Origin of the sequence: Butyrivibrio sp. MC2013 (assembly GCF_000424585.1) — a bacterium.
Taxonomy (GTDB): Bacteria; Bacillota; Clostridia; order Lachnospirales; family Lachnospiraceae; genus Butyrivibrio.
Map to the genome: position 1 here is coordinate 18,769 of NZ_AUKE01000028.1, position 24,703 is coordinate 43,471.

22 protein-coding genes, 6 tRNA genes and 1 pseudogene are annotated in these 24,703 nt (G+C 45.1%); all 29 read right to left on the reverse strand.

Annotated features, from left to right (window positions below; genetic code table 11):
- Positions 1-348: 348 nt before the first annotated feature.
- On the reverse strand, positions 349-1,458 hold the full coding sequence (locus G636_RS0112875; RefSeq protein WP_026508389.1) for an ABC transporter ATP-binding protein: 1,110 nt from the start codon (positions 1,456-1,458) through the stop codon (positions 349-351).
- A 315-nt stretch (positions 1,459-1,773) separates the two neighbouring features.
- Entirely contained in the window at positions 1,774-2,502 is a 729-nt protein-coding gene (locus G636_RS18570; protein ID WP_081668462.1) for a YesL family protein, read from the reverse strand.
- Positions 2,503-2,520: 18 nt separating this feature from the next.
- The gene (locus G636_RS0112885) at positions 2,521-3,018 is read right to left on the reverse strand and encodes a GNAT family N-acetyltransferase (protein ID WP_026508390.1); all 498 of its coding nucleotides are present in this window, start codon (positions 3,016-3,018) and stop codon (positions 2,521-2,523) included.
- Positions 3,011-3,946 carry an alpha/beta hydrolase gene (locus tag G636_RS0112890; protein WP_035779682.1) on the reverse strand — a complete coding sequence of 312 codons (936 nt, stop codon included), beginning with the start codon at positions 3,944-3,946 and terminating at the stop codon, positions 3,011-3,013. Before G636_RS0112890 ends, G636_RS0112885 begins: the two co-directional genes overlap by 8 nt.
- 106 nt (positions 3,947-4,052) lie before the next feature.
- Complete coding sequence (metG, locus tag G636_RS0112895) at positions 4,053-6,113, reverse strand: methionine--tRNA ligase (protein ID WP_026508392.1); 2,061 nt, start codon at positions 6,111-6,113, stop codon at positions 4,053-4,055.
- A 138-nt stretch (positions 6,114-6,251) separates the two neighbouring features.
- The gene (locus G636_RS0112900; protein ID WP_026508393.1) at positions 6,252-7,127 is read right to left on the reverse strand and encodes a methionyl aminopeptidase; all 876 of its coding nucleotides are present in this window, start codon (positions 7,125-7,127) and stop codon (positions 6,252-6,254) included.
- A gap of 90 nt (positions 7,128-7,217) precedes the next feature.
- Entirely contained in the window at positions 7,218-7,853 is a 636-nt protein-coding gene (locus tag G636_RS0112905; RefSeq protein WP_026508394.1) for a flavin reductase family protein, read from the reverse strand.
- Between the two features lie 77 nt (positions 7,854-7,930).
- Complete coding sequence (ptsP, locus tag G636_RS0112910; protein WP_026508395.1) at positions 7,931-9,640, reverse strand: phosphoenolpyruvate--protein phosphotransferase; 1,710 nt, start codon at positions 9,638-9,640, stop codon at positions 7,931-7,933.
- A gap of 26 nt (positions 9,641-9,666) precedes the next feature.
- Positions 9,667-9,930 (reverse strand): HPr family phosphocarrier protein, encoded by a 264-nt coding sequence (locus G636_RS0112915; protein ID WP_026508396.1) that lies wholly within the window; start codon positions 9,928-9,930, stop codon positions 9,667-9,669.
- Positions 9,931-10,086: 156 nt separating this feature from the next.
- On the reverse strand, positions 10,087-10,383 hold the full coding sequence (locus G636_RS0112920) for a PTS sugar transporter subunit IIB (RefSeq protein ID WP_026508397.1): 297 nt from the start codon (positions 10,381-10,383) through the stop codon (positions 10,087-10,089).
- 99 nt (positions 10,384-10,482) lie between these two features.
- Complete coding sequence (locus G636_RS0112925) at positions 10,483-10,929, reverse strand: PTS sugar transporter subunit IIA (RefSeq protein ID WP_026508398.1); 447 nt, start codon at positions 10,927-10,929, stop codon at positions 10,483-10,485.
- Between the two features lie 61 nt (positions 10,930-10,990).
- Positions 10,991-11,659: a ribulose-phosphate 3-epimerase gene (gene rpe / locus G636_RS0112930; RefSeq protein WP_026508399.1), complete on the reverse strand. Its 669-nt coding sequence runs from the start codon at positions 11,657-11,659 to the stop codon at positions 10,991-10,993.
- A gap of 63 nt (positions 11,660-11,722) precedes the next feature.
- Entirely contained in the window at positions 11,723-12,664 is a 942-nt protein-coding gene (locus tag G636_RS0112935) for a transketolase family protein (protein WP_026508400.1), read from the reverse strand.
- Between the two features lie 14 nt (positions 12,665-12,678).
- Positions 12,679-13,506, reverse strand: coding sequence for a transketolase (locus tag G636_RS0112940; protein ID WP_026508401.1), 828 nt, complete (start codon positions 13,504-13,506; stop codon positions 12,679-12,681).
- A gap of 160 nt (positions 13,507-13,666) precedes the next feature.
- The gene (locus G636_RS0112945; RefSeq protein WP_026508402.1) at positions 13,667-15,652 is read right to left on the reverse strand and encodes an EAL domain-containing protein; all 1,986 of its coding nucleotides are present in this window, start codon (positions 15,650-15,652) and stop codon (positions 13,667-13,669) included.
- A 169-nt stretch (positions 15,653-15,821) separates the two neighbouring features.
- A complete protein-coding gene (locus G636_RS0112950) occupies positions 15,822-16,328 on the reverse strand; it encodes a restriction endonuclease (protein WP_242826971.1) in 507 nt (168 codons plus the stop codon).
- A 121-nt stretch (positions 16,329-16,449) separates the two neighbouring features.
- Positions 16,450-18,063: a phosphoenolpyruvate carboxykinase (ATP) gene (gene pckA, locus G636_RS0112955; protein WP_026508404.1), complete on the reverse strand. Its 1,614-nt coding sequence runs from the start codon at positions 18,061-18,063 to the stop codon at positions 16,450-16,452.
- Between the two features lie 232 nt (positions 18,064-18,295).
- Positions 18,296-19,156: a 16S rRNA (cytidine(1402)-2'-O)-methyltransferase gene (gene rsmI / locus G636_RS0112960; RefSeq protein WP_026508405.1), complete on the reverse strand. Its 861-nt coding sequence runs from the start codon at positions 19,154-19,156 to the stop codon at positions 18,296-18,298.
- A gap of 58 nt (positions 19,157-19,214) precedes the next feature.
- Entirely contained in the window at positions 19,215-19,979 is a 765-nt protein-coding gene (locus G636_RS0112965; protein ID WP_026508406.1) for a tRNA1(Val) (adenine(37)-N6)-methyltransferase, read from the reverse strand.
- Between the two features lie 369 nt (positions 19,980-20,348).
- A pseudogene (locus G636_RS20920) lies at positions 20,349-21,236 on the reverse strand (PSP1 domain-containing protein); the annotation flags it as partial.
- Between the two features lie 48 nt (positions 21,237-21,284).
- A complete protein-coding gene (locus G636_RS0112975) occupies positions 21,285-22,439 on the reverse strand; it encodes a DNA polymerase III subunit (protein ID WP_026508407.1) in 1,155 nt (384 codons plus the stop codon).
- Between the two features lie 32 nt (positions 22,440-22,471).
- Positions 22,472-22,912: a YaaR family protein gene (locus tag G636_RS0112980; protein ID WP_026508408.1), complete on the reverse strand. Its 441-nt coding sequence runs from the start codon at positions 22,910-22,912 to the stop codon at positions 22,472-22,474.
- 68 nt (positions 22,913-22,980) lie between these two features.
- Positions 22,981-23,574, reverse strand: coding sequence for a guanylate kinase (locus G636_RS0112985; protein WP_026508409.1), 594 nt, complete (start codon positions 23,572-23,574; stop codon positions 22,981-22,983).
- Positions 23,575-24,006: 432 nt separating this feature from the next.
- A tRNA-Phe gene (locus G636_RS0112990) sits at positions 24,007-24,079 on the reverse strand.
- 6 nt (positions 24,080-24,085) lie between these two features.
- Positions 24,086-24,159, reverse strand: a tRNA-Met gene (locus tag G636_RS0112995).
- A 10-nt stretch (positions 24,160-24,169) separates the two neighbouring features.
- Positions 24,170-24,251: transfer RNA gene (locus tag G636_RS0113000), tRNA-Tyr, on the reverse strand.
- A gap of 6 nt (positions 24,252-24,257) precedes the next feature.
- Positions 24,258-24,330 (reverse strand) — tRNA-Thr (locus G636_RS0113005).
- Between the two features lie 30 nt (positions 24,331-24,360).
- A tRNA-Val gene (locus G636_RS0113010) sits at positions 24,361-24,433 on the reverse strand.
- Positions 24,434-24,480: 47 nt separating this feature from the next.
- Positions 24,481-24,554, reverse strand: a tRNA-Asp gene (locus tag G636_RS0113015).
- Positions 24,555-24,703 lie beyond the last annotated feature (149 nt).

Consider the following 24,703-nt stretch of genomic DNA (forward strand, 5'->3'; position numbering starts at 1 on the left):
TATATGACGTAAGGGTCAAAAGTCATTTCGATTCGAGCTTGCTCGAAATCGAATATGAATTTATGACCCGCAAAACATGAGCAAAGTAGCACGTAGTGCAGATTTGCGAATGTTTTAGGATTGTGAGAGTTTCGAAGAAACGGAACAATCCGTTAGTCATAAGGTGTCAAAAGGAACTTTTGACACCTACCTCATTATATTATCGATCCTATTGTTAATATATGTTAAATTCATCCCATGCGCAAGATTAACAGTACATCACACCATAGTATTCGGTAAAAAAATTGCACAGATGAAGGTTTTCCCATCATCTGTGCAATCATTATTATTCAGATCACTGCCAAACTATTAGTTGGTGATTGTGTTCTCTGTCTCTTTATCAAAGATGTGGATCTTCTCTACATCGAAACCGAACTTAACCTTATCGCCAGGTCTAGCTGTTGTTCTGGAATCTACACGTGCTGTGATAGGGAAGCCTTCCAGATCAAAGTAGAGGTAAACTTCTGCACCAAGGAGCTCGTATACGTTGATTGTAGACTCGAATACTGCCTTAGCTGTGTTTACGAATACTTCGGAATCATCAACATCTTCAGGACGGATACCGAATGTAACCTTCTTGCCGTTGTAGCCGCCATCGATCAGCTTCTTGGACTTAGCCGGAGGAAGCTCGATCTTCTGTCCAGCGATCTTCAGGAATGCAACATCTCCTGCAACTTCAACGTCAGCATCCAGGAAGTTCATCTGAGGTGATCCCATGAATCCTGCAACGAAGAGGTTAGCGGGCTTCTCATACAGGTTCTGAGGTGTGTCAACCTGCTGGATAACACCGTCCTTCATAACTACGATCCTGGTACCAAGAGTCATAGCCTCTGTCTGATCGTGTGTAACGTATACAATTGTGGTGCCCAGCTTCTGGTGAAGCTTAGCGATCTCTGTTCTCATCTGAACACGAAGCTTTGCATCCAGGTTTGAAAGAGGCTCATCCATAAGGAAGATCTTAGGATTACGTACGATAGCACGTCCCATAGCTACACGCTGTCTCTGACCACCGGACAGAGCCTTGGGCTTACGATCAAGGAGATTGGACAGATCCAGGATCTTAGCTGCTGCCTTAACCTTCTGGTCAATCTCATCCTTAGGAACTTTACGGAGCTTAAGTCCGAAAGCCATGTTATCATATACTGTCATGTGAGGATACAGAGCGTAGTTCTGGAATACCATTGCGATATCACGATCCTTGGGCTCTACATCGTTCATTACCTTGCCGCCGATCTTCAGTGTACCGGAGCTGATATCCTCCAGACCTGCGATCATACGAAGTGTTGTAGACTTTCCGCATCCTGAAGGGCCTACGAAAATGATGAATTCCTTGTCTTCAACATCAAGATTAAAATCTTTAACTGCTACAAATCCGTTAGGGTACTGTTTTGTAACGTGATCCAGCTGTAAACTTGCCATTTCTCATAACCTCCATCTGGTTAATTTACGATTCTTACTATTCGTGGATGAAGCAACTTGATTGTTTCCCCTCCAACATCCTTTATCAGTATATCCTTAGGGGATTTTTTTTGATATGGAGCGATTCCACAAATTTTCCCGAATCTCTTAGACAAATTGCTTATGAATAATATTCAATATATACATCTCTGACATTCTGACTATAAAAAGCCGCATCCCCTCGGCAAGATGCCGAATGATGCGGCTTTTTATGTATAGTTTGACCATTAAAGCATATAAAAACGCTCTATAATCTATCGAAAATAGAAACTATCATCAATCCTTGAGTTCCTGCTCCTCGATAACATCGTCAGACTGCAGGATCCTGGCAGCCTGCTTATAGTCATCATCAGTAAGCTCCTCGCCTGCTTCTTCCTTTTCTTCAGGCTCAAATCTGGCAAAAAGAGGACTGTATAAATAAGCACATATAAGTCCCGGAACGCTCATACCAAATACCAGATAAAGGGGCATCACCCTCATGGCTGCATCAGGAAGGAGCAGGAAAAATACCGTAGGAAGCGCTGTCACAACAGCCATGGCCACAGTCCTGGGAAGTCCAAGGATAGCCATGAGCAGTGAATTCTTGAGAGTGACCCTGATACTATTGGAAAACCTTGATAGTATGGGGAATATGTACAGAAAGACGATGTAGAGGATCAGCGCCGCAACTGCGGTGAGGATCGTCATAATGCCCGGGAGATTCACGGCTCCACTCCTGTAGCTGATAAAGTCAAAGCCAAGTACGGCTATGAACACCAGCATCACAAGCCATATGATAGTAGCCTGTTTAAAATTAAGCTTAAAGGATTTCCACCAATCCCTGATAATATACGTATCCTTGCCTCTGGCCATCTTAAGGAGCACATAATGCATAGCTGTGATAGAAGCACCGGCAGGGATGATCAAAAGGCAGCCCAGAAGAGTTATGAGATTGAGCAGCATCAGATCAGCAAGGCGTCCCAAAAATCTCATTATAGGGCTATCCATATTAAATAACGTTGACATTTTTTCTATCCTTTTCCATCAAATAATCTTTTTACGCATGGGAATATATAAAATCCCGTTATCCAGTTTCTCGATCTCCACATCCTCAAAGCCTTCATGATGATAGAACTCTTTGGCATAGGGAGCTGCATTTACAGTGATATAGAAGCTCTTCTTGCAGGCTGATACCCAATCCGTGGCGCATTTGACCAGTTCATGTCCCACGCCTCTTTTGTGGCAGCTGCCGTCTACAAAGAGAAGGGAGATATGCCTGTTCTCTCTAAGAAGGAGCATGCCGATGATAGGGCGCTCATCATCCTCGTCTCCTATATCTTCTGCCAAAAGGAGCTGATAATTGCCCAGGGCAAACTGACGATAGAGCTCATCATCTTTTACGAAATGCATGAAGTTGTCCCTGCCCTCCTGGGAATAATCGCGGGCATTGAACTCTTCAAAGGTACGCCAGGCAAGCTCCATGGCAGTATCCCAATCAGCTGCAAAGCCGCGGCGGATGTGGCATCTCTTGTCCTTAATCATTGGAGTATCTCCTGATCCAGGCCAGATAATCCTCGTATACAGCCTGCCTTCCGGGCTCATTGTGGAGCTCATGGCGCATGCCGTCATAGAGCTTTAGTTCCACATTAAGACCTATCTCATCCTTGTATACATGATAGAGCTTCTCTACATCAACGCCGTAGCCGCCAACAGGATCCTCCTTGCCTGCAGCCATATATATGGGCAGGTCATGGGGGATATCCGCCATGAGGCGCTTGTCATTTACCCTTTTTAGCAGGGCAAAAAGTGTGGCAAAACCGTTTAAGGTAAAGCAAAACATACATCTCTTGTCAGCCCTGTAGAGGTCAATGCTCTCAGTATTATAGCTAAGCCAGTCCTGAGGCGTACGTGGATTATCTATCCTTGACAGGTAGCTGCCAAAGCCCATCTTATTGAGCATCCTGGCTTCATGCTTATCTCCAAGAAAGAGCCTTTGGACCTTACAGATAGCGCTGGCCAGAGCGCGAAGCTTCTCAGGCATATAGCCTGTACCTGACAATATGCAGGCTTTGAGCTCTCTGCCGTATCTGGCAAGATAATCCCTTGTGATAAAGGAGCCAAAGCTGTGTCCAAAGAGGATAATAGGTATAGCGCCGTATGAATTCCTGATCAGCTGGCTAAGCCTGTGAGTATCATCAACGATCACTCTCTCAGGCTCTCTACTGCAGAAATAGCCATAGCTGCCGCCCTCGGGAACAGATTCTCCATGACCCAGGTGGTCTTCGCCGCATACCAGATATCCCTTTTCTGCAAGGAAGCGGGCAAACTCATCATATCTGTCTATAAATTCCTGCATCCCGTGTACTATCTGGATCGCCATAAGAGGCTCTCCCTCAGGCTTCCATACCACCGCATGGATCCTGCTGATACCATCTGCCGAACCGTAATAGAACTCTTCCTTTGTCACCATAGGCTCACCTCAGTTCTATGATCATTTAGTCAGTATTCACAAGATATAAGCTATAGATAGGCTGCCCATCCTGATAGATCAGAATGGGCAGATCGTTCTCTTTGGATCAGGCGATCTCTGCTCCTGCAGGCATCTTCTTTTCGGGAACCATAAGGGACAACTCTCCGTCTGCGCCTTCAGCACAAAGGAGCATACCCTCAGAGTCCACTCCCGCAAGCTTTGCAGGCTTTAAGTTAACGAGTACCATTACCTTCTTGCCCACCATCTCTTCAGGTGAGTAGTATTTGCGGATACCGGATACTATCTGAAGTGTGCGGCTGCCCACCCTTACCTGGGATACCAGGAGTTTCTTGGACTTGGCTACTGCTTCACACTTTATAACTTCGCCTACCTGGAACTGCATGGATGCAAACTGATCGTATTCTATTTCAGGCTTTGACTCAATATCTATCACTTCTTCATCGCTGACAGCACCTTCGCCGATGGCTGCCAGATTCTGTCTGATCTTGTCAGCATCAAAGCTCCTGCCTGCCTTCTCGAGATTCTCAATGGCAGTAGTCTGAGTCTTTATATAGTCTTCCTTCTGAAGTCTGGTGATCTCTTCTGTAGCCTTCAGTACTTCTGCCAGGTCTTTTCTGGCAAAGAGCATTGTAGGCTGGCTGCTGACCTTGTTGCCATCAGGATAAAGGCCAAAGGTCTCAAGGCTGTCAAAAGCCCTGATATCAGCATTAAGGTCTGCTGCTATACGTGTGGCAGTATCAGGCATGAAAGGATAGAGGAGTCCTGCACCTATCATGATAGATTCTGTCAGATTGTAGAGAACAGTCCTGAGTCTGTCCTGTTTTGCCTCGTCCTTGGCCAGGATCCAGGGCTCAGTCTCGTCTATATACTTGTTGCAGCGCTTAAACAGTGCAAATATCTCTGTGATGGAATCTGCAACCCTAAGTCCGTCCATCTTCTCTTCAACGGTCTTGTAGCAGGATGTGACAACCTTCTTGAGGTCCTCATCCACAGGCTCATCCACATGAGGATTGGATACTATTCCGTCAAAATATTTATTGGTCATGGCAATGGTACGGTTGACCAGATTACCCAGAGTATTGGCAAGATCGGAATTAAAGCGCTCTGCCATCAGCTCCCAGGTAATAGTGCCGTCATTGTCAAAGGGCATCTCATGAAGTACAAAGTAGCGCACAGCATCTACGCCAAAAATATCTACCAGATCGTCAGCATAGATAACATTTCCCTTGGACTTGCTCATCTTCTCACCGCCCTGAAGGAGCCAGGGATGACCAAAGATCTGCTTGGGAAGCGGAACGTCAAGGGCCATCAGGAATATAGGCCAGTAGATAGTATGGAAACGGATGATATCCTTACCCACCAGATGCAGGTCGCAGGGCCAGTATTTGTTAAAGTCCTCGGAATTATTGCCATCAACATCATAGCCAATACCGGTTATGTAGTTAGCAAGAGCATCCAGCCACACATATACCACATGACCCGGATCAAAATCCACAGGAATGCCCCACTTGAAGCTGGACCTGGATACGCACAGATCCTGTACTCCGGGAAGGAGAAAATTGTTCATCATCTCATTCTTGCGGGCTACAGGCTGAATGAAATCGGGATGCTCATTTATATAGTTTATGAGCCTGTCAGTATACTTGCTCATCTTGAAGAAGTAAGCTTCCTCTTCCTCCTCATGAACATCTCCGCCGCATACAGGGCACTTGCCGTTATTGAGCTGGGAATCTGTATAGAAGGCTTCACATTCTGTACAGTATTTGCCCTTGTATGAGCCCTTATATACATCGCCCTGGTCATAGAACTTCTTGAACATCTTCTGGACCTGGCGAACATGATCATCGTCTGTTGTACGGATAAAGCGGTCATAAGAAGTACCTACCTTATCCCAGATACGTCTGATATCTCCGGATACAGCATCTACAAATTCCTTGGGAGATGCGCATCCAGCCTCGATAGCTCTGGTCTCGATTTTCTGACCATGCTCATCAGAGCCTGTCTGGAAATGAACGTCATAACCATCACATCTCTTGTAGCGTGCAATGGCATCAGCCAGGATAGCTTCATAGGTATTGCCTATATGAGGCTTACCGGATGTGTAAGCTATGGCTGTGGTGATGTAATATTTGCCTTTAGTCTGCATAATTTATTACTCCTTTTTCGGGCAAAAGCCCGCTTATTTCATATATATCTTTGCCAGGAATATAAGGATGTATTTGGACATGTTCTGAAGTGCATGGATGCACTTCAATGTCCTGACCTGTGACGTATAGTCCCTATCTTACCATGTCAGAAGCTCGCAGCCGTCTTCTGTTACCAGGACCTGTACCTCCCACTGGGCGGAAGGTTTACCGTCTCTTGTATATATGGTCCAGTCATTCTCTTCGTCTACGAATATCTTGTCAGTACCCATATTCACCATGGGCTCTATAGTAAAGGTCATGCCGGGTACCATGAGCATCTCGGTACCGGGCTTAGATACAAAGCTTACAAAAGGATCCTCGTGGAACTCCAGTCCGCAGCCATGTCCGCCAATCTCTCTGACTACTGTATATCCATTATCAAGAGCATGCTGATGTACTGCATGTCCCATATCTCCCATAAAGGTCCAGGGCTTTACTGCTTTGATACCCGCCTCAACGCACTCCCTTGTCACATCTACCAGCTTTTGCTTTTCGGGAGATACCTCTCCGATGCAGAACATACGTGATGAATCAGAGAAATATCCGTTCAGTATGGTGGAGCAGTCTACGTTGATAATATCGCCATCTTTTAATATATCTGTAGGAGAAGGGATACCATGACATACCTGATCATTAATGGATGTGCAGACACTCTTTGGGAAGCCTTCATATCCAAGGGGAGCAGGGATGCCGCCCATCTCTCTGGTAGTCTCAGCCACAATATGGTCGATCTCTTCTGTGGACATGCCTGCATGGATCTCTGCAGCCACCCTGTCCAGACATGCCATATTGATCTTGGCGCTGGCCTTGATTCCTTCTACCTGTTCTTTTGTCTTGATGATCTTCCTGGAGGGAACAAGAGCACCCTTCAGCTCATAACCTATGATCTTGTCATCAAAGCGTTCATGACATTTCTTGTACTTCTTGCCGCTGCCGCACCAGCAGGGCTCGTTACTGCCTATCTTTGTATACATTCTATTGCCTTTCAATTTAACTATTAGCGAAAATGATTCACGTTATAGTATAGCCGAAAGACGCCATATTTGCAAAAGCTCTCAGACTTATCAATTATTTTTCTTAACTCCGATAACCTTTTTGCTTTTATTTTTCTTAGCTTCTGTTTTCTTATCCGCGGGCTTTTTTCTCACAGAATATCCAAAGCGTCCCAGAGTCTCTCCCAGCTCCCTGTAGGCCCCATGCTCATAAGCTATGAGCCCTGCTCTGTCCATATGAAAGACGTCTTTGTCATCTATATATTTCTCATCTACAAGAACGGCCGTGACTTCCGCCAGGAACATATCATGAGTACCCAGCTCCAGCACCTGAGTCACCTTGCATTCTATGGATACAGGAGCTTCTTCTATTGAGGGAGCGCCTACTGTTATCCCCTCCCTGGGAGTAAGGCCACACGCTGCAAACTTATCAACCTTGGCTCCTGTTGTGCAGCCGCAGTAATCAGTAGAGAAGGCCAGCTTTTTATCCGGGAGATTGATCACAAATTCTCCTGTCTCAGTAAGCATATGATGTGAATAACGCTCTTTTCTCACAGAGACATATACCATCGGCGGATCAGAGCATACCGTGCCCGTCCAGGCTGCAGTAAAAATATTCTTTTGTCCATCTGCTCCCTTAAGGCTCACCATTACAGCAGGAACAGGATATACGAAATTACCGGGTTTAGGAAATGCTCTTTTGCTCATAACGCTCCTTAGTCATATAAAGATAAAAGGCTGCGACATGCAACGCATACCGCAGCCCCATACGAAAGCTTATTATATCACAATTCTTTGGCAGAAGCCTTGAGAAGATCAACAATCTCTTTCTCAGTATCCAGCTCCATAACCTTATCAGCCAGAGCCTTTGCTTCTTCCACAGACCACTTGCTGATGATGCAGCGAGCAGTCAGTACAAGCACAGGATTTACACTGTACTCATCAAGGCCAAAGGCGATAAGGAGAGGGATCATCAGCGGATCTGCCGCTGCCTCGCCGCACATTCCCACAGGAATGCCCGCCTCATTGGCTGCCTTTATGATATTGCGTATAGAACGCAGTACCGAAGGCTGGAAAGCGGAGTAGAGATATGCCACATGGGGATTACCTCTGTCTACGCTCATGGTGTACTGTGTAAGGTCATTGGTTCCGATTGAGAAGAAGGCAGATTCCTTGGCCAGCTTATCAGCTATAAGTGAAGCAGATGCTGTCTCGATCATGCATCCCACTTCAATGTTCCTGTCAAAATCAATGTCTTCAGCTTCAAGGTCCTTTGCTATATCTGCCACAAGAGCCTTGGCTGCCCTGATCTCATCAACTACAGTAACGAGAGGGAGCATGATCTTAACTTTACCAAATGCACTTGCTCTCATGATAGCACGGAGCTGAACCTTATATGCATCAGCATTCTTCAGGCAATAACGGACTGCTCTGAATCCCAGGAAGGGGTTATCTTCCTTCTTAAGGTGAAGATAAGGTATATCCTTATCGCCGCCAATATCAAGGGTCCTGATTATCACAGCGCGGCCCTGCATAGTCTCAACTGCTTCCTTGTATGCCTCGAACTGCTCATCCTCGCTGGGAAGATGGCTACTGTTCATAAAGAGGAACTCGGAACGGAAAAGGCCAATGCCTTCACCATCACACTCCATAGCCTTCTTGGCATCCTTGGGAGTACCAATATTGCAGAAGAGCTCCAGCTTCTTGCCATCTGCTGTAACTGTATCCTTACCGTAGAATTTTCTCAGCTCACCCTGCTTACGGATATAGTCCTCACGCTTACGGATGTAAGTGGACAGGACATCTCCTTCAGGATTGATGAATACCTGGCCTTCAGTTCCATCTATGATCGCTGTATCCTTGTCATGAACCTGATCCAGGATACCGGGCACTGACAGTACTGCGGGTATCTCAAGGGCTCTTGCAAGGATAGCTGAATGTGAGGTCTTACCACCTATCTCAGTGATGATACCTGCCACATTCTCCTTGACGATCTGAGATGTCATTGAAGGAGTCAGGTCTCTTGCAACCAGTACTGTACCGGGTGCAACCTTGCTGATATCGATATCTTCAATACCAAGGAGCAGCTTTAAGATACTGGTCTTGATATCTCTGACATCAGCGGCTCTCTGATTCATCAGCTCATCTGACATGGATGAGAACATGTTGATGAACATATCACAAACCGCTGTAGCAGCAGCTTCAGCACACTGTCTGCTATCTATCATCTTGTCCATCTCGCCGACCATGGCCGGATCTGATATCATTTCCAGATGTCCCTCAAGGATAGCGGCTTCTTTAGGTCCGATCCTCTTCCTGACATCCTCAGCCATTTCGGTAGTCTCTTCTTTAAACCTCTTTACTGCATCATGCAGCCTCTGTTTTTCGGCAGCAACATCCTCGACCTGATGCATATCAAATGTCAGATCGTGTTCCTCGATCCTGCATACCGCCCCAATACCGATTCCGCGAGATGCGGCAATCCCCTCATACATAATACTTTCTCCTATCATCCTATTGATCAGTCACCCAGTCCATTATTGATAAGATCGGTAGCAGCCTTGAGGGCATCCTTCTCATCAGGGCCGTCACATACTACTTCAATCTCTGCCCCCTGCTTGATACAAGCGCTCATCAGCATCATAACAGACTTGGCATCATATTCCTTGCCATTGAACTTGATCTTGATAGAACTCTGAAAAGGTGTCATAGCCTTGCTCATTACACTTGCAGGACGCATGTGAAGTCCTTCGCCATTCACGATCTTAAGTTTTGCAGATACCATTTTATTATCCTCCTTAGTAAAACAAAAAATACCTCTATAAAGAAAGTTTATCAGATTTCTTCCTTTATTACCATCAAAAATAATAAAATCCCATCATTTTTAGTGGGAAAGCTTTGGATTCATTTTTGGAGACAGCTGCAAAACCTTGTTTTTCAATCAAACAAGGGGCACACCGGAAGCCTCAAGCTTCTCAGTTATTTCCTGAGCTGAAAGGACATTTTTTAGTCCGATCACCTTCACGCCCTTATCCCTTGCAGGATCAAAAATGCCGATGAAATTCTGAGGGCAGAGAACAACGTCATAATTCTCGGCGGTCTCTTTGCCTTCTTCCAGGTTACAATGATGGGTCTTGGAAACGTTCCAGCCCTTTTCCTTCACTACCTTGTCCAGAGTCATGGCCATCATGAGTGATGTTCCAGCTCCGTTTGCGCAACATGCCAGAATGCTTACCAAATCGTTCTCCTTTCCGCCAGCTTCCTTCAGCTGTCAATAAGATCCATCCCCGGATCAGCTTCATCCGGGACCTTTGAACAGGGCTCTTCCCTCAGCCGGTCAGATATCAAACTCATCTGCCAGTTTGAGGATATCCTCATCTGACTCTACATCATGGAGCCTGTCCATCAGTTCCTCATTTTGCAGAATCTCCATTAGCTTTTGCATATTTTCCAGATGTTCGTCGGGATCTCTTGCCGCAATAGTAAAAAACAGGTCCGCATAATTTTCGTCATCAAAGAAAACCTTATTGCCGCATTTCATAAAAGATATGCTGCTCTTTAAGACATTCCCATTATCGCCTTGTGCATGAGGCATGGCGACTCCCGGTGACAAAACTATGTAGGGCCCGTATTTCACAACATTGTTGATAATATCCCGGGCGTACTCTGCCTTTACGCAGCCGTCGGCCACAAGGGGTTCTACGCACTTTTCAAGTGCGCTCTGCCAGTCGCTGCATTCATCTGTGAAAATAGTGTGCCTAAGTTCCACAAACTCTCTGAGCATTAATCTGTTCCCTTCTTATATTATCGAACAATACTACCTGTAATTTAATTTTAATGAAGAATTATTTTTGTTTCAAGCACATCTTTTCTACAAAAGAAGCTGTATTGGCTGCTATATCTCCTGCAAAGACAGCAGAGCCTGCCACAATAACATTGGCTCCCGCATCCAAAACCTCCCGCACGTTAAAGAGCTTGATGCCTCCATCTACTTCAAGGTCCATATCGCTAAGACCTCTCTCGTCTATGATGGACCTGAGCTTTCTGATCTTCTCTGTTGATGAAGGGATATATTCCTGTCCACCAAAGCCCGGCTCTACGCTCATGACCAGCACCAGCTCCACCTTGTCCAGATAAGGAAGGATATCCTCAAGGGGCGAGGCGGGCTTTAATGTGATACCGGCTTTTGCTCCGCATCTGTGTATCTCGTCTATGACTGCAGCAGGGTCAGAGCAAGCTTCCACATGAAAAGTCACGATATCAGCTCCAGCTTTGCAAAAGCGCTCTATATATCTGATAGGATCAGTGATCATAAGATGCACGTCAAACACCTTGTCTGTAACCTTCCTAAGACTGGTGATCACAGGAAATCCAAGTGATATGGAGGGAACAAAGATCCCGTCCATTACGTCTATATGTATATATTCTGCGCCGGCATCGGCGCATTTAGCCACATCTTCTCCCAGATTGGCAAAATCTGCTGAGAGTATGGAAGGTGCCAGAATGTTCATAATGATCCTCCGCAAAAACGTCCGGGGCAGTATTATCTCCCCGGACGTCTATATGATTTGAATTAATTATGCAAGATATTCCTTGACTGATCTGTATACGCCTTCGCCATCCAGACCAAACTTGTGTACCAGCTCATCTGCTGTGCCTGATTCACCGAATCTGTCCTGCATACCAAGTCTCTTGACCTTGGTAGGGCAAAGCTCTGCAAGGGCTTCGCATACAGCACTTCCAAGACCACCGATAACAGAGTGTTCTTCAACTGTAACTACCTTGCCAGTCTTAGCAGCAGACTTTGCGATCAGCTCACCATCAATAGGCTTGATAGTGCAGATATTGATAACCTCTGCGCTGATGCCATCAGCGGACAGCTTCTCAGCTGCTTCAAGAGCTGAATCCACGCAGATACCTGTTGCTACGATAGTAACATCTGTTCCTTCTCTGACAACGCTGCCCTTGCCAATCTCAAAATGATAGTCAGGACGGTCATTGATCACATTGCAGGCAGCCCTTCCAAACCTGATATATACAGGACCGTCATGCTCTACAGCAGCCTTAACACATGCTCTTGCTTCAACATCGTCAGCAGGGCACATAACTACCATACCGGGAATAACGCTCATAAGCGCAAAATCTTCGTTGCACTGATGAGAAGCGCCGTCCTCACCTACAGTGATACCTGCATGAGTACCGCCAATCTTAACATTAAGATGAGGATAACCAATGCTGTTACGTACCTGTTCAAAAGCACGTCCTGCTGCAAACATTGCAAAAGAACTTACAAAAGGGATCTTGCCTGTTGTAGCAAGTCCTGCAGCAATACCCATCATATTGCCCTCTGCAATACCGCAGTCAATATGACGCTCAGGAAACTTCTTCTGGAACACGCCTGTTCTGGTAGACTCTGCAAGGTCTGCATCCAGTACTACCAGATTGGGATATATATCGCCCAACTCCGCAAGAGTTGCACCGTAACTGTCTCTTGTTGCTATTTTCTTCTTTTCACTCATTATTTGATCCTCCATCAGATAGCTTTACCAATCTCTTCCAAATCTGCCATGGCCTGTTCATACTGGGCATCGTTAGGTGCCTTACCGTGCCATCCGGCCTGGTTCTCCATGAAGGAAACACCCTTGCCCTTAACTGAGTGAGCTACGATGGCTGTAGGTCTTCCCTTGCACTCTTTAGCAGCCTTAAGAGCATCTCTGATCTGGTCAAAATCATGAGCATCAATATTGATCACATTAAATCCAAAAGCTTCAAACTTCTGATCTATAGGATAAGGAGAACATACAGTGTCAACAGGGCCGTCAATCTGAAGGCCGTTGTTATCAATGATGACTGTAAGATTATCCAGCTTTCTAAAGCCAGCAAACATAGCAGCTTCCCATACCTGGCCCTCTTCAAGCTCGCCATCTCCCAGAAGTGTATATACTCGGAAATCCTTGCCGTCCATCTTGGCTGACAGAGCCATACCGCAGGCTGCTGATATACCCTGACCAAGAGAGCCTGTGCTCATATCGATACCGGGCAGATACTGCATTGAAGGATGTCCCTGAAGGCGGGAACCAAGCTTTCTGAGTGTCAGAAGCTCTTCTTTGGGAAAATATCCCCTCTCTGCCATAGCTGCATACATAGCAGGTACGCAATGACCCTTTGAAAGTACAAAACGGTCTCTATCTGCTCCTACAGGATCCTTTGGATCAATATTCAGCTCTTCCATATAAAGAAAAGTGATGATGTCTGCAGCAGACAATGATCCGCCGGGATGACCCGCACCGGCTGCATGCACTGAGCTGATGATGCCCTTACGGACTTCATTGGCTGTTATTTGAAGCTCCCTGTTAGTCATAATCTGATCTCCTTTATTTAACCACATCGCCTATTAGTCTGTTTTCTTTTTAAAAATAAGAAAACAAACAGTTACTATAATCATACATTTTGTCCATTTAGTCAAACATTATTTTTTGTCCGGGATAGATCAGACTGACAGAAAAGTATTGCAAAGGCTCTTATTCGCTATTTCTCTGAGATTTTGCAAATTCAACAAACCTTTCAACAGACAAAGGTCTGGAGAAATAAAAGCCCTGCAGATAGGTGCAGCCCATGTCACACAAGCCTTCCGCCATATCCTTATTTTCTACGCCTTCCGCAGTTACAGACAGACCTCTGTCCACAAACATACGGACCGTAGTAGGAAGCAGGCGGTCAGGCTCAGAGAAATGAGCCCACACAATCCCCATATCCAGCTTCACGCCGTTGAAGGGATATCTTTTTACTTTGAACTGATTAGAATAACCGCTTCCATAATCATCAAGAGAGAAGGTAAAGCCCTTGCCGATGAGCACCTTCATCTGCCACTCAAGAAAAGCCTCGTCTATAAGGGACTCTTCTGTGATCTCCAAATGAATCTTATTTGTGGCAATACCGTATTCTTTGGTGATATTAGTCAGCTTATCTGCCAGGTTTCTATCCATACACTGGATAGGGGACAGATTGATATTGATAAATTCCAGTCCCAGCTGACTTCCATACTGCTGCATAAATGCACAGGACTTTCTGAATATCTGCTCGCCCAGCTTGTCTATCTTGCCGTTCTGCTCTGCTATAGGTATGAATTCCCCTGGAGGGATCATGCCCAGCTCCTTGTCATCAAGCCTGGCCAGAGCCTCAGCACCTGCTATCTCACCACTATCAGCTTTTACTATAGGCTGAAGGAATATGAGCATCCTGTTATTATCTATCGCATCATAAAGGCACTTCTTGACAGCAAATCCTCTGGTGATCTGATCCAGCATAGGCTGGTCAATAATATTCATAAGGAGCCTGCCCTGCTTGGGAAGCGAATAATCCGGACCTGTTTTTGCATTTTCGCTGCTGCTGTCACGTTCCTCAGCAAAGGTATATTCCTTGCCTGCAGTTTCTATCATTGTTCTAAGGCATTCCAAAAGCTGCTCTGCAGAGCTGATCTTCAGTTCTTCATCTTTTTCAGCATATTCTGCATCAAGGACCACACTGGCAGACTCAGTATACCAGGCATCCTTAAAGCGCTCTCTCAGATCGTCGCATATCATCTGACTCTGACTATCATCTGATGCAGTAAACAGGAAGCCGCCATCGCCCAAATAATAAATGTCCTTTTTGCCCGCAGTTTTCTTTAGATAGTCAGCAACTTTGGCAATGACCTCGTCTGTGGTAGATCCGCCAAATACATCCCTTATCTCTCTGTAGTTCTGGATGATCAGCGCAGCAAACCAAAACTGACTACCTTCCTCATACTTCTCCTTTGCCACATTTTCAAAGGCCTGGTCATTAAAGAGCCTTGTAGACCTGTCCATATACAGATCCGAACTGACAAAAGATAGGAAGAAAGCAAGGATAGATATCATAAAGAATGCGTCCATAAGCAGGACTCCGGGGAAAAGATACCTGACAATACCGCCAAATACCAGCACAATATGCGCCAGCATAAGCGCCATAAAATCATCCAGGGCCAGTCTGTTTCTTGCAAGGATAATAAAGAAAATACCACTTATGAGGTATAGATAAAGAGCAATATATACAAGATTGTACATAGGGCCGCTCACATAGCCCCTCTCGGGATCGATGCTAAATACCAGTCCCGTAAAGAAGCTGCTAAGCGTGATCAGCTCTATGATAGTGTGGATCACTGAAAAGACACGCAATACATGATTATAATAGCTAGTCTTACGCCTGAGTATAGTAATAGTATAAACAAGAAGCGAATAGCTCCTTCCCATGTAAAGGATAAAGAAAGCCATATTGGCAAGATACAATGACAGCACAGAAAAGCGCTCATGCTCCATGTCCATTATTGTAGAAACAATGTCCGTAAGGAGCGTAGCCATCTCAGAGATTACAAGAATAGTAAAAACATAATTGGATTTGAGCTTAAGCCTGGGCCTGCTCAGATAAAAATACATAAGAAGTATTAAAACAAAGGTGGTAACTATTGTATAGCTAATATTCCACGACATACCGGAATCTCCAATCACGTCAAAACAGCCAATGACAAGCAATTTACGCGTCAAATATTATGGAAAAATCGTCCACTCAGTATATCGTCATATCTATTGTTTTACATTATGCTTTTTTTGATATATATTTCCTCCCTGCCGCCAATAACAGTTTTCCTCTTAGTACATCTTATCTCCCCGTATTTCTGAGCATATCGCCAACAATATCCCTGTCCCAAAGCAATACCCTCAGCTTATCTGCCATCTTCCTGGCAGGCGCTGTAAAATACTGATTGCACATCACCACCCCCACCATTCTGTCATAATAGTCCTTTGCTGCGTATACCTCCTGAACAGCATGGACTCCCACAGGCTTGTCATAGCATTTGCACTGAATGGCATATTTGATGCCATCTCTTTCACAGAGGATATCAGCGCCAAAATCTCCCGATCCCTTGGTAACAGTTACATTATCAAAAGCATTTGCCCTTAGGATATCAGCACAGTAATATTCAAATTCATCACCAGACAGCTCATCCATTTCCTGAGGGAGCCTTTTGCTGATCCTGCGAACCAATAATATCAGGAGCGCTATCACAGCAAAAGCAACGGGAACTATTAACCATACAGGGGAATTATCAAATATTTCTCCAATGGATACTGCCAAAACTCTACCTGTCATAAGACTATTAGTCATGCTATTTACCTTTATTCGTTATTATATGAAAATCCCGGCAGATAAACTGCCGGGACTATTGTCATATATTGACCATTATAGCTTATTTACAAAAATGCCTCTAAAGCAGGGGGCCGGAAGATCAAAGCTTGGGGCCTGCAGCAACCAGTGCCTTACCAGCATCATTGCCTTCATACTTCTTGAAGTTCTTGATGAATCTCTCAGCAAGATCCTTTGCCTTTGCATCCCATTCAGCTGCATCAGCATATGTATCTCTGGGATCAAGGATTGCAGGATCAACTCCGGGAAGAGATGTAGGAACTTCGAAATCGAAGATCGGGATCTTCTTGGTCTCAGCCTTGTTAACATCACCGTTAAGGATAGCATCGATGATACCACGAGTATCCTTGATGGAGATTCTCTTGCCTGTGCCGTTCCAACCTGTATTTACAAGGTAAGCCTTAGCTCCGGACTTCTGCATCTTCTTAACCAGCTCTTCACCGTACTTTGTAGGATGAAGCTCAAGGAATGCCTGTCCAAAGCATGCAGAGAATGTAGGTGTAGGCTCTGTGATGCCTCTCTCTGTTCCGGCAAGCTTAGCTGTGAAGCCTGACAGGAAGTAGTACTGAGTCTGCTCAGGTGTCAGGATTGATACAGGAGGAAGTACTCCGAATGCATCGGCTGACAGGAAGATAACGTTCTCAGCATCAGGACCTGAAGAGATCTTGTTAACCTTCAGAGCGATGTTGTCAATGTGGTCGATAGGATAAGATACACGAGTATTCTCTGTAACGCTCTTATCATCAAAGTCGATCTTGCCATCAGCAGCTACAGTTACGTTCTCAAGAAGAGCATCTCTCTTGATAGCGTTGTAGATGTCAGGCTCAGACTCCTTATCAAGGCCGATAACCTTAGCATAGCAGCCGCCCTCGAAGTTGAATACGCCGTTGTCATCCCAGCCGTGCTCGTCATCACCGATCAGCAGTCTCTTGGGATCTGTGGACAGTGTAGTCTTACCTGTTCCGGACAGACCAAAGAAGATAGCTGTGTTCTTGCCTTCCATATCTGTATTTGCGGAGCAGTGCATGGAAGCGATGCCCTTAAGAGGCAGATAGTAGTTCATCATTGAGAACATACCCTTCTTCATCTCACCGCCGTACCATGTGTTGATGATAACCTGCTCACGTCTTGTGATATCAAATACAACTGCTGTCTCAGAATTGAGGCCCAGTTCCTTGTAATTCTCAACCTTAGCCTTGGAAGCGTTGTAAACTACGAAATCAGGCTCGAAGTTCTCTTCCTCTTCAGCTGTAGGCTTAATGAACATGTTGCGGATGAAGTGTGCCTGCCATGCTACTTCCATGATGAAACGAACAGCCATTCTGGTATCCTTGTTTGCACCGCAAAATGCATCCACTACAAAGAGTCTCTTGTTAGACAGCTCTTTGATTGCTATATCCTTACAAGCAGCCCATGCTTCCTGAGTAGCAACGTGGTTGTCATTGGGATACTCGGGAGTGGTCCACCATACTGTGTCCTTGGAGTTCTCGTCCATAACGATGAACTTATCTTTGGGTGAACGTCCGGTATAAATACCTGTCATAACGTTTACTGCACCCAGCTCTGTTTCCTGCCCCTTGTCAAAGCCCTCAAGCTCAGCCTTTGTCTCTTCATCAAAGAGCTGATCATAAGAAGGATTGTAAACTACCTCGGTCACACCTGTGATGCCATACTTTGTTAAATCTACTTTACTCATCCTTTATTGCCTCCTTTATGGATAATAAAAATATCATATCAGATCACCTGCATAAACATACAGGCGGGCCGAACGGGGAAAAAGAATAACTTCCTTCCCACTCTACCTAGGTAATTATACATTAGATGCAGGATAAAGTCATCTTAATTTTCTGCAAACATGTGATTTCTTAACGGATTTGTTGACACTATAACGCTTATTATTCTAAATTCGGAGTATTTATATTCAATTATCAATTACTGCCATTAAGCAGCTTATATAGCTCCCTCTTCTGGATCCCTCTGTCATTAGCCACCTTCTTCATGGCTTCCTTCCTGTCTACCCCTTGATCAAGATAATAATCCATATGATCCCTTGGCGTCATTTCTTCCCACCTGCGCCTCTCTTCTTCTTCCAGCTTTTTTTCATCGGCGCCCTCTATTACCAGGACGTATTCCCCCCTGGGATCATTTTCTTCATAATATGCAATAGCATCCGTTACGGTCGTGAGCTTTACTTCTTCAAATTTCTTGGTAAGTTCCCTGCACAGAGCTATATTTCTGTTACCAAGATATTCGTTTATATCAGCCAAAAAGGCCCTTAGATGATGGGGAGCTTCGTAAAATATCAAGGTCCTATGTTCTTTCCTGATGCTCTCCAAGACTTTTTTTCTACCCTTCTTGTCCTCGGCTCCGGGAAGGAAACCTTCAAAGACAAACCTTCTGGTGGGAAGCCCCGACATGGTCAGTGCTGTGATGCAGGCTGCAGGTCCGGGAAGAGAGGTCACTCTTATCCCTTCCTCATGGCACCTCTTTACAAGCACTTCTCCCGGATCAGATATTCCCGGAGTACCGGCATCGGTGATCAGTGCTATATTTTTGCCTGCCCTCATCTCACCGATGAGGTATTCTGCTTTGTCATATTTATTGTATTCATGATAACTGGTCATAGGTGTACGGATACCAAAATGCGTCAGCAGATGTATGCTGTTTCTGGTATCCTCTGCTGCTATGAGATCTGCCATTTCAAGAGTCTCAATGACCCTTGCAGTAATATCCTTAAGATTGCCTATGGGTGTTGCGCACAAATACAGACTTCCCCATTCTTCGCTCATCTTTTCATCTCCTTAATAATCCGGCTCATGTCGCCCTAAAGCCTGATCCCTCTGCAGATCAGTAGCCATATATATCATAGATCTCAGGGGTATATACTCCGGGCTTTTCATAGACTACAAGAGGCTTTTGGACTGTCATACGTGCTTTTCCCCCCTTGACTGCTTCTATGAGGACCATATTGGGCTCATGGTCTATGAAGGGGTATACCAGCTGCATTCTCTTGACTTCCAGCTTGTAACGCGAAAGAGTCACTATTATCTCTGCCAGGCGAAAAGGCCTGTGGACCAGCATGAATCTGCCTTTTTCCTTAAGCACGTATGCAGCGTTTCTCGCCACATCATCAAAGCTGCACAAAAGCTCATGTCTTGCTATGGTCTTTGGCGCGTCCTTATTGATAATACCGTGTCCTCCGGTCATATAGGGAGGATTGCAGGTGACTACGTCAAAAGAGGCAGCCCCAAAAAGGCTGCCTGCTTCCTTGATATCACCCTGAATTATCTTTACACGAGGCGCCAGATCGTTGAGCATCACACTTCTTGATGCCATCTCTGCACTTTCTTCCTGGATCTCCAGTCCTACAAGCTCTGATGCCTTTGTCTTGGCAGAGAGCAGTATAGGCAATATCCCTGTCCCGGTTCCCATGTCCAGAAGCCTTGCTCCCTTCATGGCAGATCTGGGAGTAGGAGCCCCCGCATCTGTCGCAAAGCCGGAGAGAAGGACCGCATCCATTCCAAAGCAGAACCTGCCCGGATCCTGAATGATCTTTAATCCGTTTCTTTGCAGGTCGTCTATTCTTTCGCCTTCCTTTAATTCAACATTCATTCTTTATTCCGATTCTATATTTACTGCCTGAGGCGCAGGAGAGTTTTCTTTATTAGCTATAGCCTGGGGCGCAGAAGGATTCTTGCCCTGGCGGTTCCTGGGATGATTATTCTTTCTGTCCCTTCCGCCCTGAGCCTTGTCATTTCTGCTTTGACCTTTGTCCCTTCCGCCCTGGCCGTTTTGTCCGGGAGCCTGCTGACGGTTATCTCCGGCTTTGTTATTTGCGCCCTGACGCTGGCCGTTATTTTTGCCCTGGAAGCCTGCTTGAGAATTTCTTCTCTGGCCTTTATTCCTATTATCGCCCTTATCATTCTTTCTGGGAGCAGCATCCTCGGCAGGACCGTTTAGATCCCCATCTGTTCCGCTGTCTTCCAGTGCTTTTAATTCTTCAAGATCTTCTTCAGGTTCCTGCTTGTTTTGCTTCTGGTTATTATGCTTAGCCTTTTTCCTGAGGAAATGCACCTGATCAGCAGGATAATCGTGGTATTCCTTTTCATCATCCACTTCTACCAGGATCCTGACCAGCTGTCTGAGCACGTTAACAGAAGCAACTTCACCTTCCATATTGTCATCTGTGGACACTATGTCTCCTACCTTGGGAAGCTTCTTATTAAGCTCCTCGTATACCTCTTCCTCATTCTTGAGGCAGCACATGAGCCTGCCGCAAGCTCCGGAGATCTTGGTAGGGTTAAGGGACAGATTCTGCTCCTTGGCCATCTTGATGGATACAGGGATAAAATCCGACAGATATGAGTGGCAGCACAACGGCCTTCCGCATATTCCGTATCCGCCTATGATCTTGGTCTCATCCCTTACACCGATCTGCCTAAGCTCGATCCTGGTCCTGAATACTGCAGCCAGATCTTTTACCAATGCTCTAAAATCTATCCTGCCGTCTGCAGTAAAGTAAAAGAGTATCTTATTATTATCAAAAGTATACTCTGCATCAATAAGCTTCATTTCAAGGCCATGAGCTCTTATCTTCTCCTGGCAGAGCTTAAATGCTTCTTTCTCTTTGACCCTGTTCTCCCTCTCCTGGACTTCATCTGTCTCATTCGCAATCCTAAGGATGGGCTTAACAGGTTTGATGACCTTGCTGTCATCCACTTCACTGATAGGAACCACAACAGTGCCATATTCAACACCTCTTGCAGTCTCTACTATTACGTGATCACCCTTCTTGACCTCATGATCCTCGGGCGCAAAAAAATATATTTTGCCGGCTGTTCTGAATCGCACGCCTATGACTATTGCCATTTATACCTCTATTCCAGCTCTGCTTATATTTCTCTAAGAGCTATTTCCTTATCCTGCCAGATAATCTTTAAGATCGATCATCATCACTTCAAGGGCAAGATCTGTATTTACGTTTGACCGTATACGCCTTCTGGCTCTCTCCACTTCTTCTCCTGCAAGGCGCAGGGCATGAAAGGAGCACTTTGAAGCCGCATCTCTAATATACGATAATTCATCGGATAAAATCAAGTTTTGCTCATCTTCAGCAGCCTTTTTCACCATGATATCCCTTATAAGGAAGAGCAGGATATCCAAAAAAGCGTATGCAGAATCTTTAGATGCTGTCTTTTTGGCGTTCTTGTCCTCTTTAGGCTGATCATCAGAGCTTTTGGCTTTTTTTCTCCCCTTTTTGGGATTATCAGCCTCCTCCCTAGCACTTTCTTTTGCCAGCCTCTCTTCTTCCGCTGCTTTCAGAGCTTCATCATAGTTTTTGAGGATTTCTTTCATTTCAGAAAGATTCTCTGTCAGTGTCTTTTGAGAGAGCTTGGATACCATTGTCATAGTGCGCTTTCTCATCTCATCAAAATGTTCATTGCCTGAGAGCATGATCGCCTTACCCACATTGCCTCTGGCAAAGCCTGCGCATACATCCGCCCTGTAGTCCGGAACATGATAGTGCTCCATGAGAAAGCTCCTGATCATACTGTCAGGCACAGGCTTTATAGGCAGCATGATGCATCGGGATAATATAGTAGGCAAAAAAGCATCGGGATTATCTGTCAATATGATGATCACGCAATAGGCAGGCGGCTCCTCCAGAGTCTTGAGAAGTGCATTCTGCGCCTGGATATTCATCTTCTCCCCTTCGGGGATTATATAGATCTTGTGATCTCCCTGATAGGGCTTTAGATATACATCGTCACACATAGCCCTGATCTCATCTACTGAGATGGTTGCAGGCTTCTCGTGAGTAACAGTTATGATATCGGGATTATCGTGATTGACTGCCTGGATACACGAATGACAGCTTCCGCAGGGCTCCACTTCTGAAGCCTTCCTGTCTGTGCAAAGCAGAGCCTGAGCAAAGGTCTCTGCTATAAGCATTTTACCGGATTCCTTTTCGCCGGAGATTATATATGCATGTGATACTTTTCCTGTTGTAAGAGCATTAAATAGATGGTCCTTGATCTGCTCCTGCCCCAGTATATCTTTGAATTCTCCCATTGATGTCCTCCCCGTCCCAAATATAAAAATGCTTATGTAAACAGGTCAAGCAAAAGACCTTCAATATCTCCTATCGTCCCCATGATAGTGATATTGTCCTTTTCGTCTGCAAAAAGCGCCTTGGCCAATTCGTCCAGATTTTCATCTACCAGTCTGATAATGCCGTATACTCTGTGCCTACCCCTTCTGTCCAAAAAATTTTCTCTGGTAAAGGTATGAGATCTGCTAACCACCTCATTGAGAAACTCTCTTATCATCTTTCTGTAGCGCTGCATATCTTTGATATCATGCTTTTTGGAAATAAGCTTACCCTGCTGTTGGATATCCTCCATCATAAGAGTAAGGCGCTGGGCAAGAGCCTCATCTCCAATCTTGGAAGCCAGTGTGAATTTAAAGCTGTCATCTACAGGAGCATTCTTTTGAGTCTCCTGAATCTGACTTGCCTGTTGCACATTGTTAACTCTAAAGTCCATATTCAAACCTCTCTGTTAATAGAAAGATCCAACATTTTGTAAGTAGACAGTTTTATCTATATGGCTTGTTAAATGCCCTTTTCTATGAGGTAGCTGCTGATCTCAGCAAGGCTCTCTTCAATAGGTCTGTCATTATTAAAACGCTTCGTTACGCCGGCCTCTCGTATGCATTCTTCGGAGAAGTCCTTATCATCAGCAAGATAGCGCCTGCACATCTCGTCATATTTAGGCTGGGCCTGCCTGTTCTCTCTTCTGATGGCCCTTTCGATCCTGACTCTGTCAGGTATCTCTATATATACAGGTATAACATCCTCTTCGCCGTAGTATTTTGTAAGAGATATGAAAGCCTGCAAAGTACCTATAAGGAGAAAGCTCCCCTTGTCCAGATCTATCTGCCCATCATCTGCAGTGAAATATCTCCAGGGTCCATACTGGGTTTGATAAACCCTCTCTTCTATGATTTTTCGGCCCAGAAAGAAGTCATTATAACCCTCTTCATCTACGAAATGATACTGCATGCCTTCCTTTTCACCATCTCTCATGGGCCTTGTAGTATAGGGGACTACCCTTTTAAGTCCCAATTGCTCATCAGAGAGAAGTTTCTTGTACAAGGTATCCTTTCCGGTTGTGCTCTTGCCCATCAGTACTATGATCTTACCCATAATGTCTTCCCATATCCCATTGAATTAATTATTTATATGAATGACGTAAGGGTCAAAAGTCATTTCGATTCGAGCTTGCTCGAAATCGAATATGAATTTATGACCCGCAAAACATGAGCAAAGTAGCACGTAGTGCGGATTTGCGAATGTTTTAGGATTGTGAGAGTTTCGAAGAAACGGAACAATCCGTTAGTCATAAGGTGTCAAAAGGAACTTTTGACACCTACCTCATATGAATATTTATGATTAGTATTCCCATAAACCTGTAGTATATCAGTGCTTTAGCTAGTCACCTATAATACTTAATTGCTATCAGCATATGATCCTTAAATCATTGTAACACGTGATAGATAGTTGCTTACAAGTCTGCATATAAAAAATGAGCTTTCTCATAAAGAGAAAACTCGGAAAATAATTATTAATATAAAAAAGTGCCTCGAACAGGAATCGAACCGGTGACACACGGATTTTCAGTCCGTTGCTCTACCTACTGAGCTATCGAGGCACGTAGTAGCGGGGACAGGATTTGAACCTGTGACCTTCGGGTTATGAGCCCGACGAGCTTCCAGACTGCTCCACCCCGCGATATATTGAATGGGTGGCGGTGGATTCGAACCACCGAAGCAATTTGCAGCAGATTTACAGTCTGTCCCCTTTGGCCACTCGGGAAGCCACCCACTTAGAGCCGATGAGCGGACTCGAACCGTTAACCTGCTGATTACAAATCAGCTGCTCTGCCAATTGAGCCACATCGGCGTATCTTCTTAAGCGGGTACTTAAGAAGAATGGGACCTATAGGGCTCGAACCTATGACCCTCTGCTTGTAAGGCAGATGCTCTCCCAGCTGAGCTAAGATCCCGTATAAAACTGTTAATGTACAGTGCAGATACTAGATACTATCTGCAGCGACCCGAAGGGGGTTCGAACCCCTGACCTCCGCCGTGACAGGGCGGCGCTCTAACCAGCTGAGCCACCGGGCCGTAAAACGAATACTTGAATATGGTACTACAAGCATTCTCTTTTGTCAAGAGCTATTCCCTGAAAACCGAACACTGAATCTAAACTTTCAAGACTATATTTGGTAAAGTCCTCGACCTATTAGTACACATCAGCTGAAGAGATCACTCTC

What these genes read in the sequence shown, in the direction of transcription:
- G636_RS0112875 (WP_026508389.1), bottom strand. Translation starts at nt 1,458, where the DNA reads ATGGCAAGTTTACAGCTGGATCACGTTACAAAACAGTACCCTAACGGA.
- G636_RS18570 (WP_081668462.1), bottom strand. Translation starts at nt 2,502, where the DNA reads ATGTCAACGTTATTTAATATGGATAGCCCTATAATGAGATTTTTGGGA.
- G636_RS0112885 (WP_026508390.1), bottom strand. Translation starts at nt 3,018, where the DNA reads ATGATTAAGGACAAGAGATGCCACATCCGCCGCGGCTTTGCAGCTGAT.
- G636_RS0112890 (WP_035779682.1), bottom strand. Translation starts at nt 3,946, where the DNA reads ATGGTGACAAAGGAAGAGTTCTATTACGGTTCGGCAGATGGTATCAGC.
- metG (WP_026508392.1), bottom strand. Translation starts at nt 6,113, where the DNA reads ATGCAGACTAAAGGCAAATATTACATCACCACAGCCATAGCTTACACA.
- G636_RS0112900 (WP_026508393.1), bottom strand. Translation starts at nt 7,127, where the DNA reads ATGTATACAAAGATAGGCAGTAACGAGCCCTGCTGGTGCGGCAGCGGC.
- G636_RS0112905 (WP_026508394.1), bottom strand. Translation starts at nt 7,853, where the DNA reads ATGAGCAAAAGAGCATTTCCTAAACCCGGTAATTTCGTATATCCTGTT.
- ptsP (WP_026508395.1), bottom strand. Translation starts at nt 9,640, where the DNA reads ATGTATGAGGGGATTGCCGCATCTCGCGGAATCGGTATTGGGGCGGTA.
- G636_RS0112915 (WP_026508396.1), bottom strand. Translation starts at nt 9,930, where the DNA reads ATGGTATCTGCAAAACTTAAGATCGTGAATGGCGAAGGACTTCACATG.
- G636_RS0112925 (WP_026508398.1), bottom strand. Translation starts at nt 10,929, where the DNA reads ATGCTCAGAGAGTTTGTGGAACTTAGGCACACTATTTTCACAGATGAA.
- G636_RS0112935 (WP_026508400.1), bottom strand. Translation starts at nt 12,664, where the DNA reads ATGAGTGAAAAGAAGAAAATAGCAACAAGAGACAGTTACGGTGCAACT.
- G636_RS0112940 (WP_026508401.1), bottom strand. Translation starts at nt 13,506, where the DNA reads ATGACTAACAGGGAGCTTCAAATAACAGCCAATGAAGTCCGTAAGGGC.
- G636_RS0112945 (WP_026508402.1), bottom strand. Translation starts at nt 15,652, where the DNA reads ATGTCGTGGAATATTAGCTATACAATAGTTACCACCTTTGTTTTAATA.
- G636_RS0112950 (WP_242826971.1), bottom strand. Translation starts at nt 16,328, where the DNA reads ATGACTAATAGTCTTATGACAGGTAGAGTTTTGGCAGTATCCATTGGA.
- pckA (WP_026508404.1), bottom strand. Translation starts at nt 18,063, where the DNA reads ATGAGTAAAGTAGATTTAACAAAGTATGGCATCACAGGTGTGACCGAG.
- rsmI (WP_026508405.1), bottom strand. Translation starts at nt 19,156, where the DNA reads ATGAGCGAAGAATGGGGAAGTCTGTATTTGTGCGCAACACCCATAGGC.
- G636_RS0112965 (WP_026508406.1), bottom strand. Translation starts at nt 19,979, where the DNA reads ATGAATGTTGAATTAAAGGAAGGCGAAAGAATAGACGACCTGCAAAGA.
- G636_RS0112975 (WP_026508407.1), bottom strand. Translation starts at nt 22,439, where the DNA reads ATGGGAGAATTCAAAGATATACTGGGGCAGGAGCAGATCAAGGACCAT.
- G636_RS0112980 (WP_026508408.1), bottom strand. Translation starts at nt 22,912, where the DNA reads ATGGACTTTAGAGTTAACAATGTGCAACAGGCAAGTCAGATTCAGGAG.
- G636_RS0112985 (WP_026508409.1), bottom strand. Translation starts at nt 23,574, where the DNA reads ATGGGTAAGATCATAGTACTGATGGGCAAGAGCACAACCGGAAAGGAT.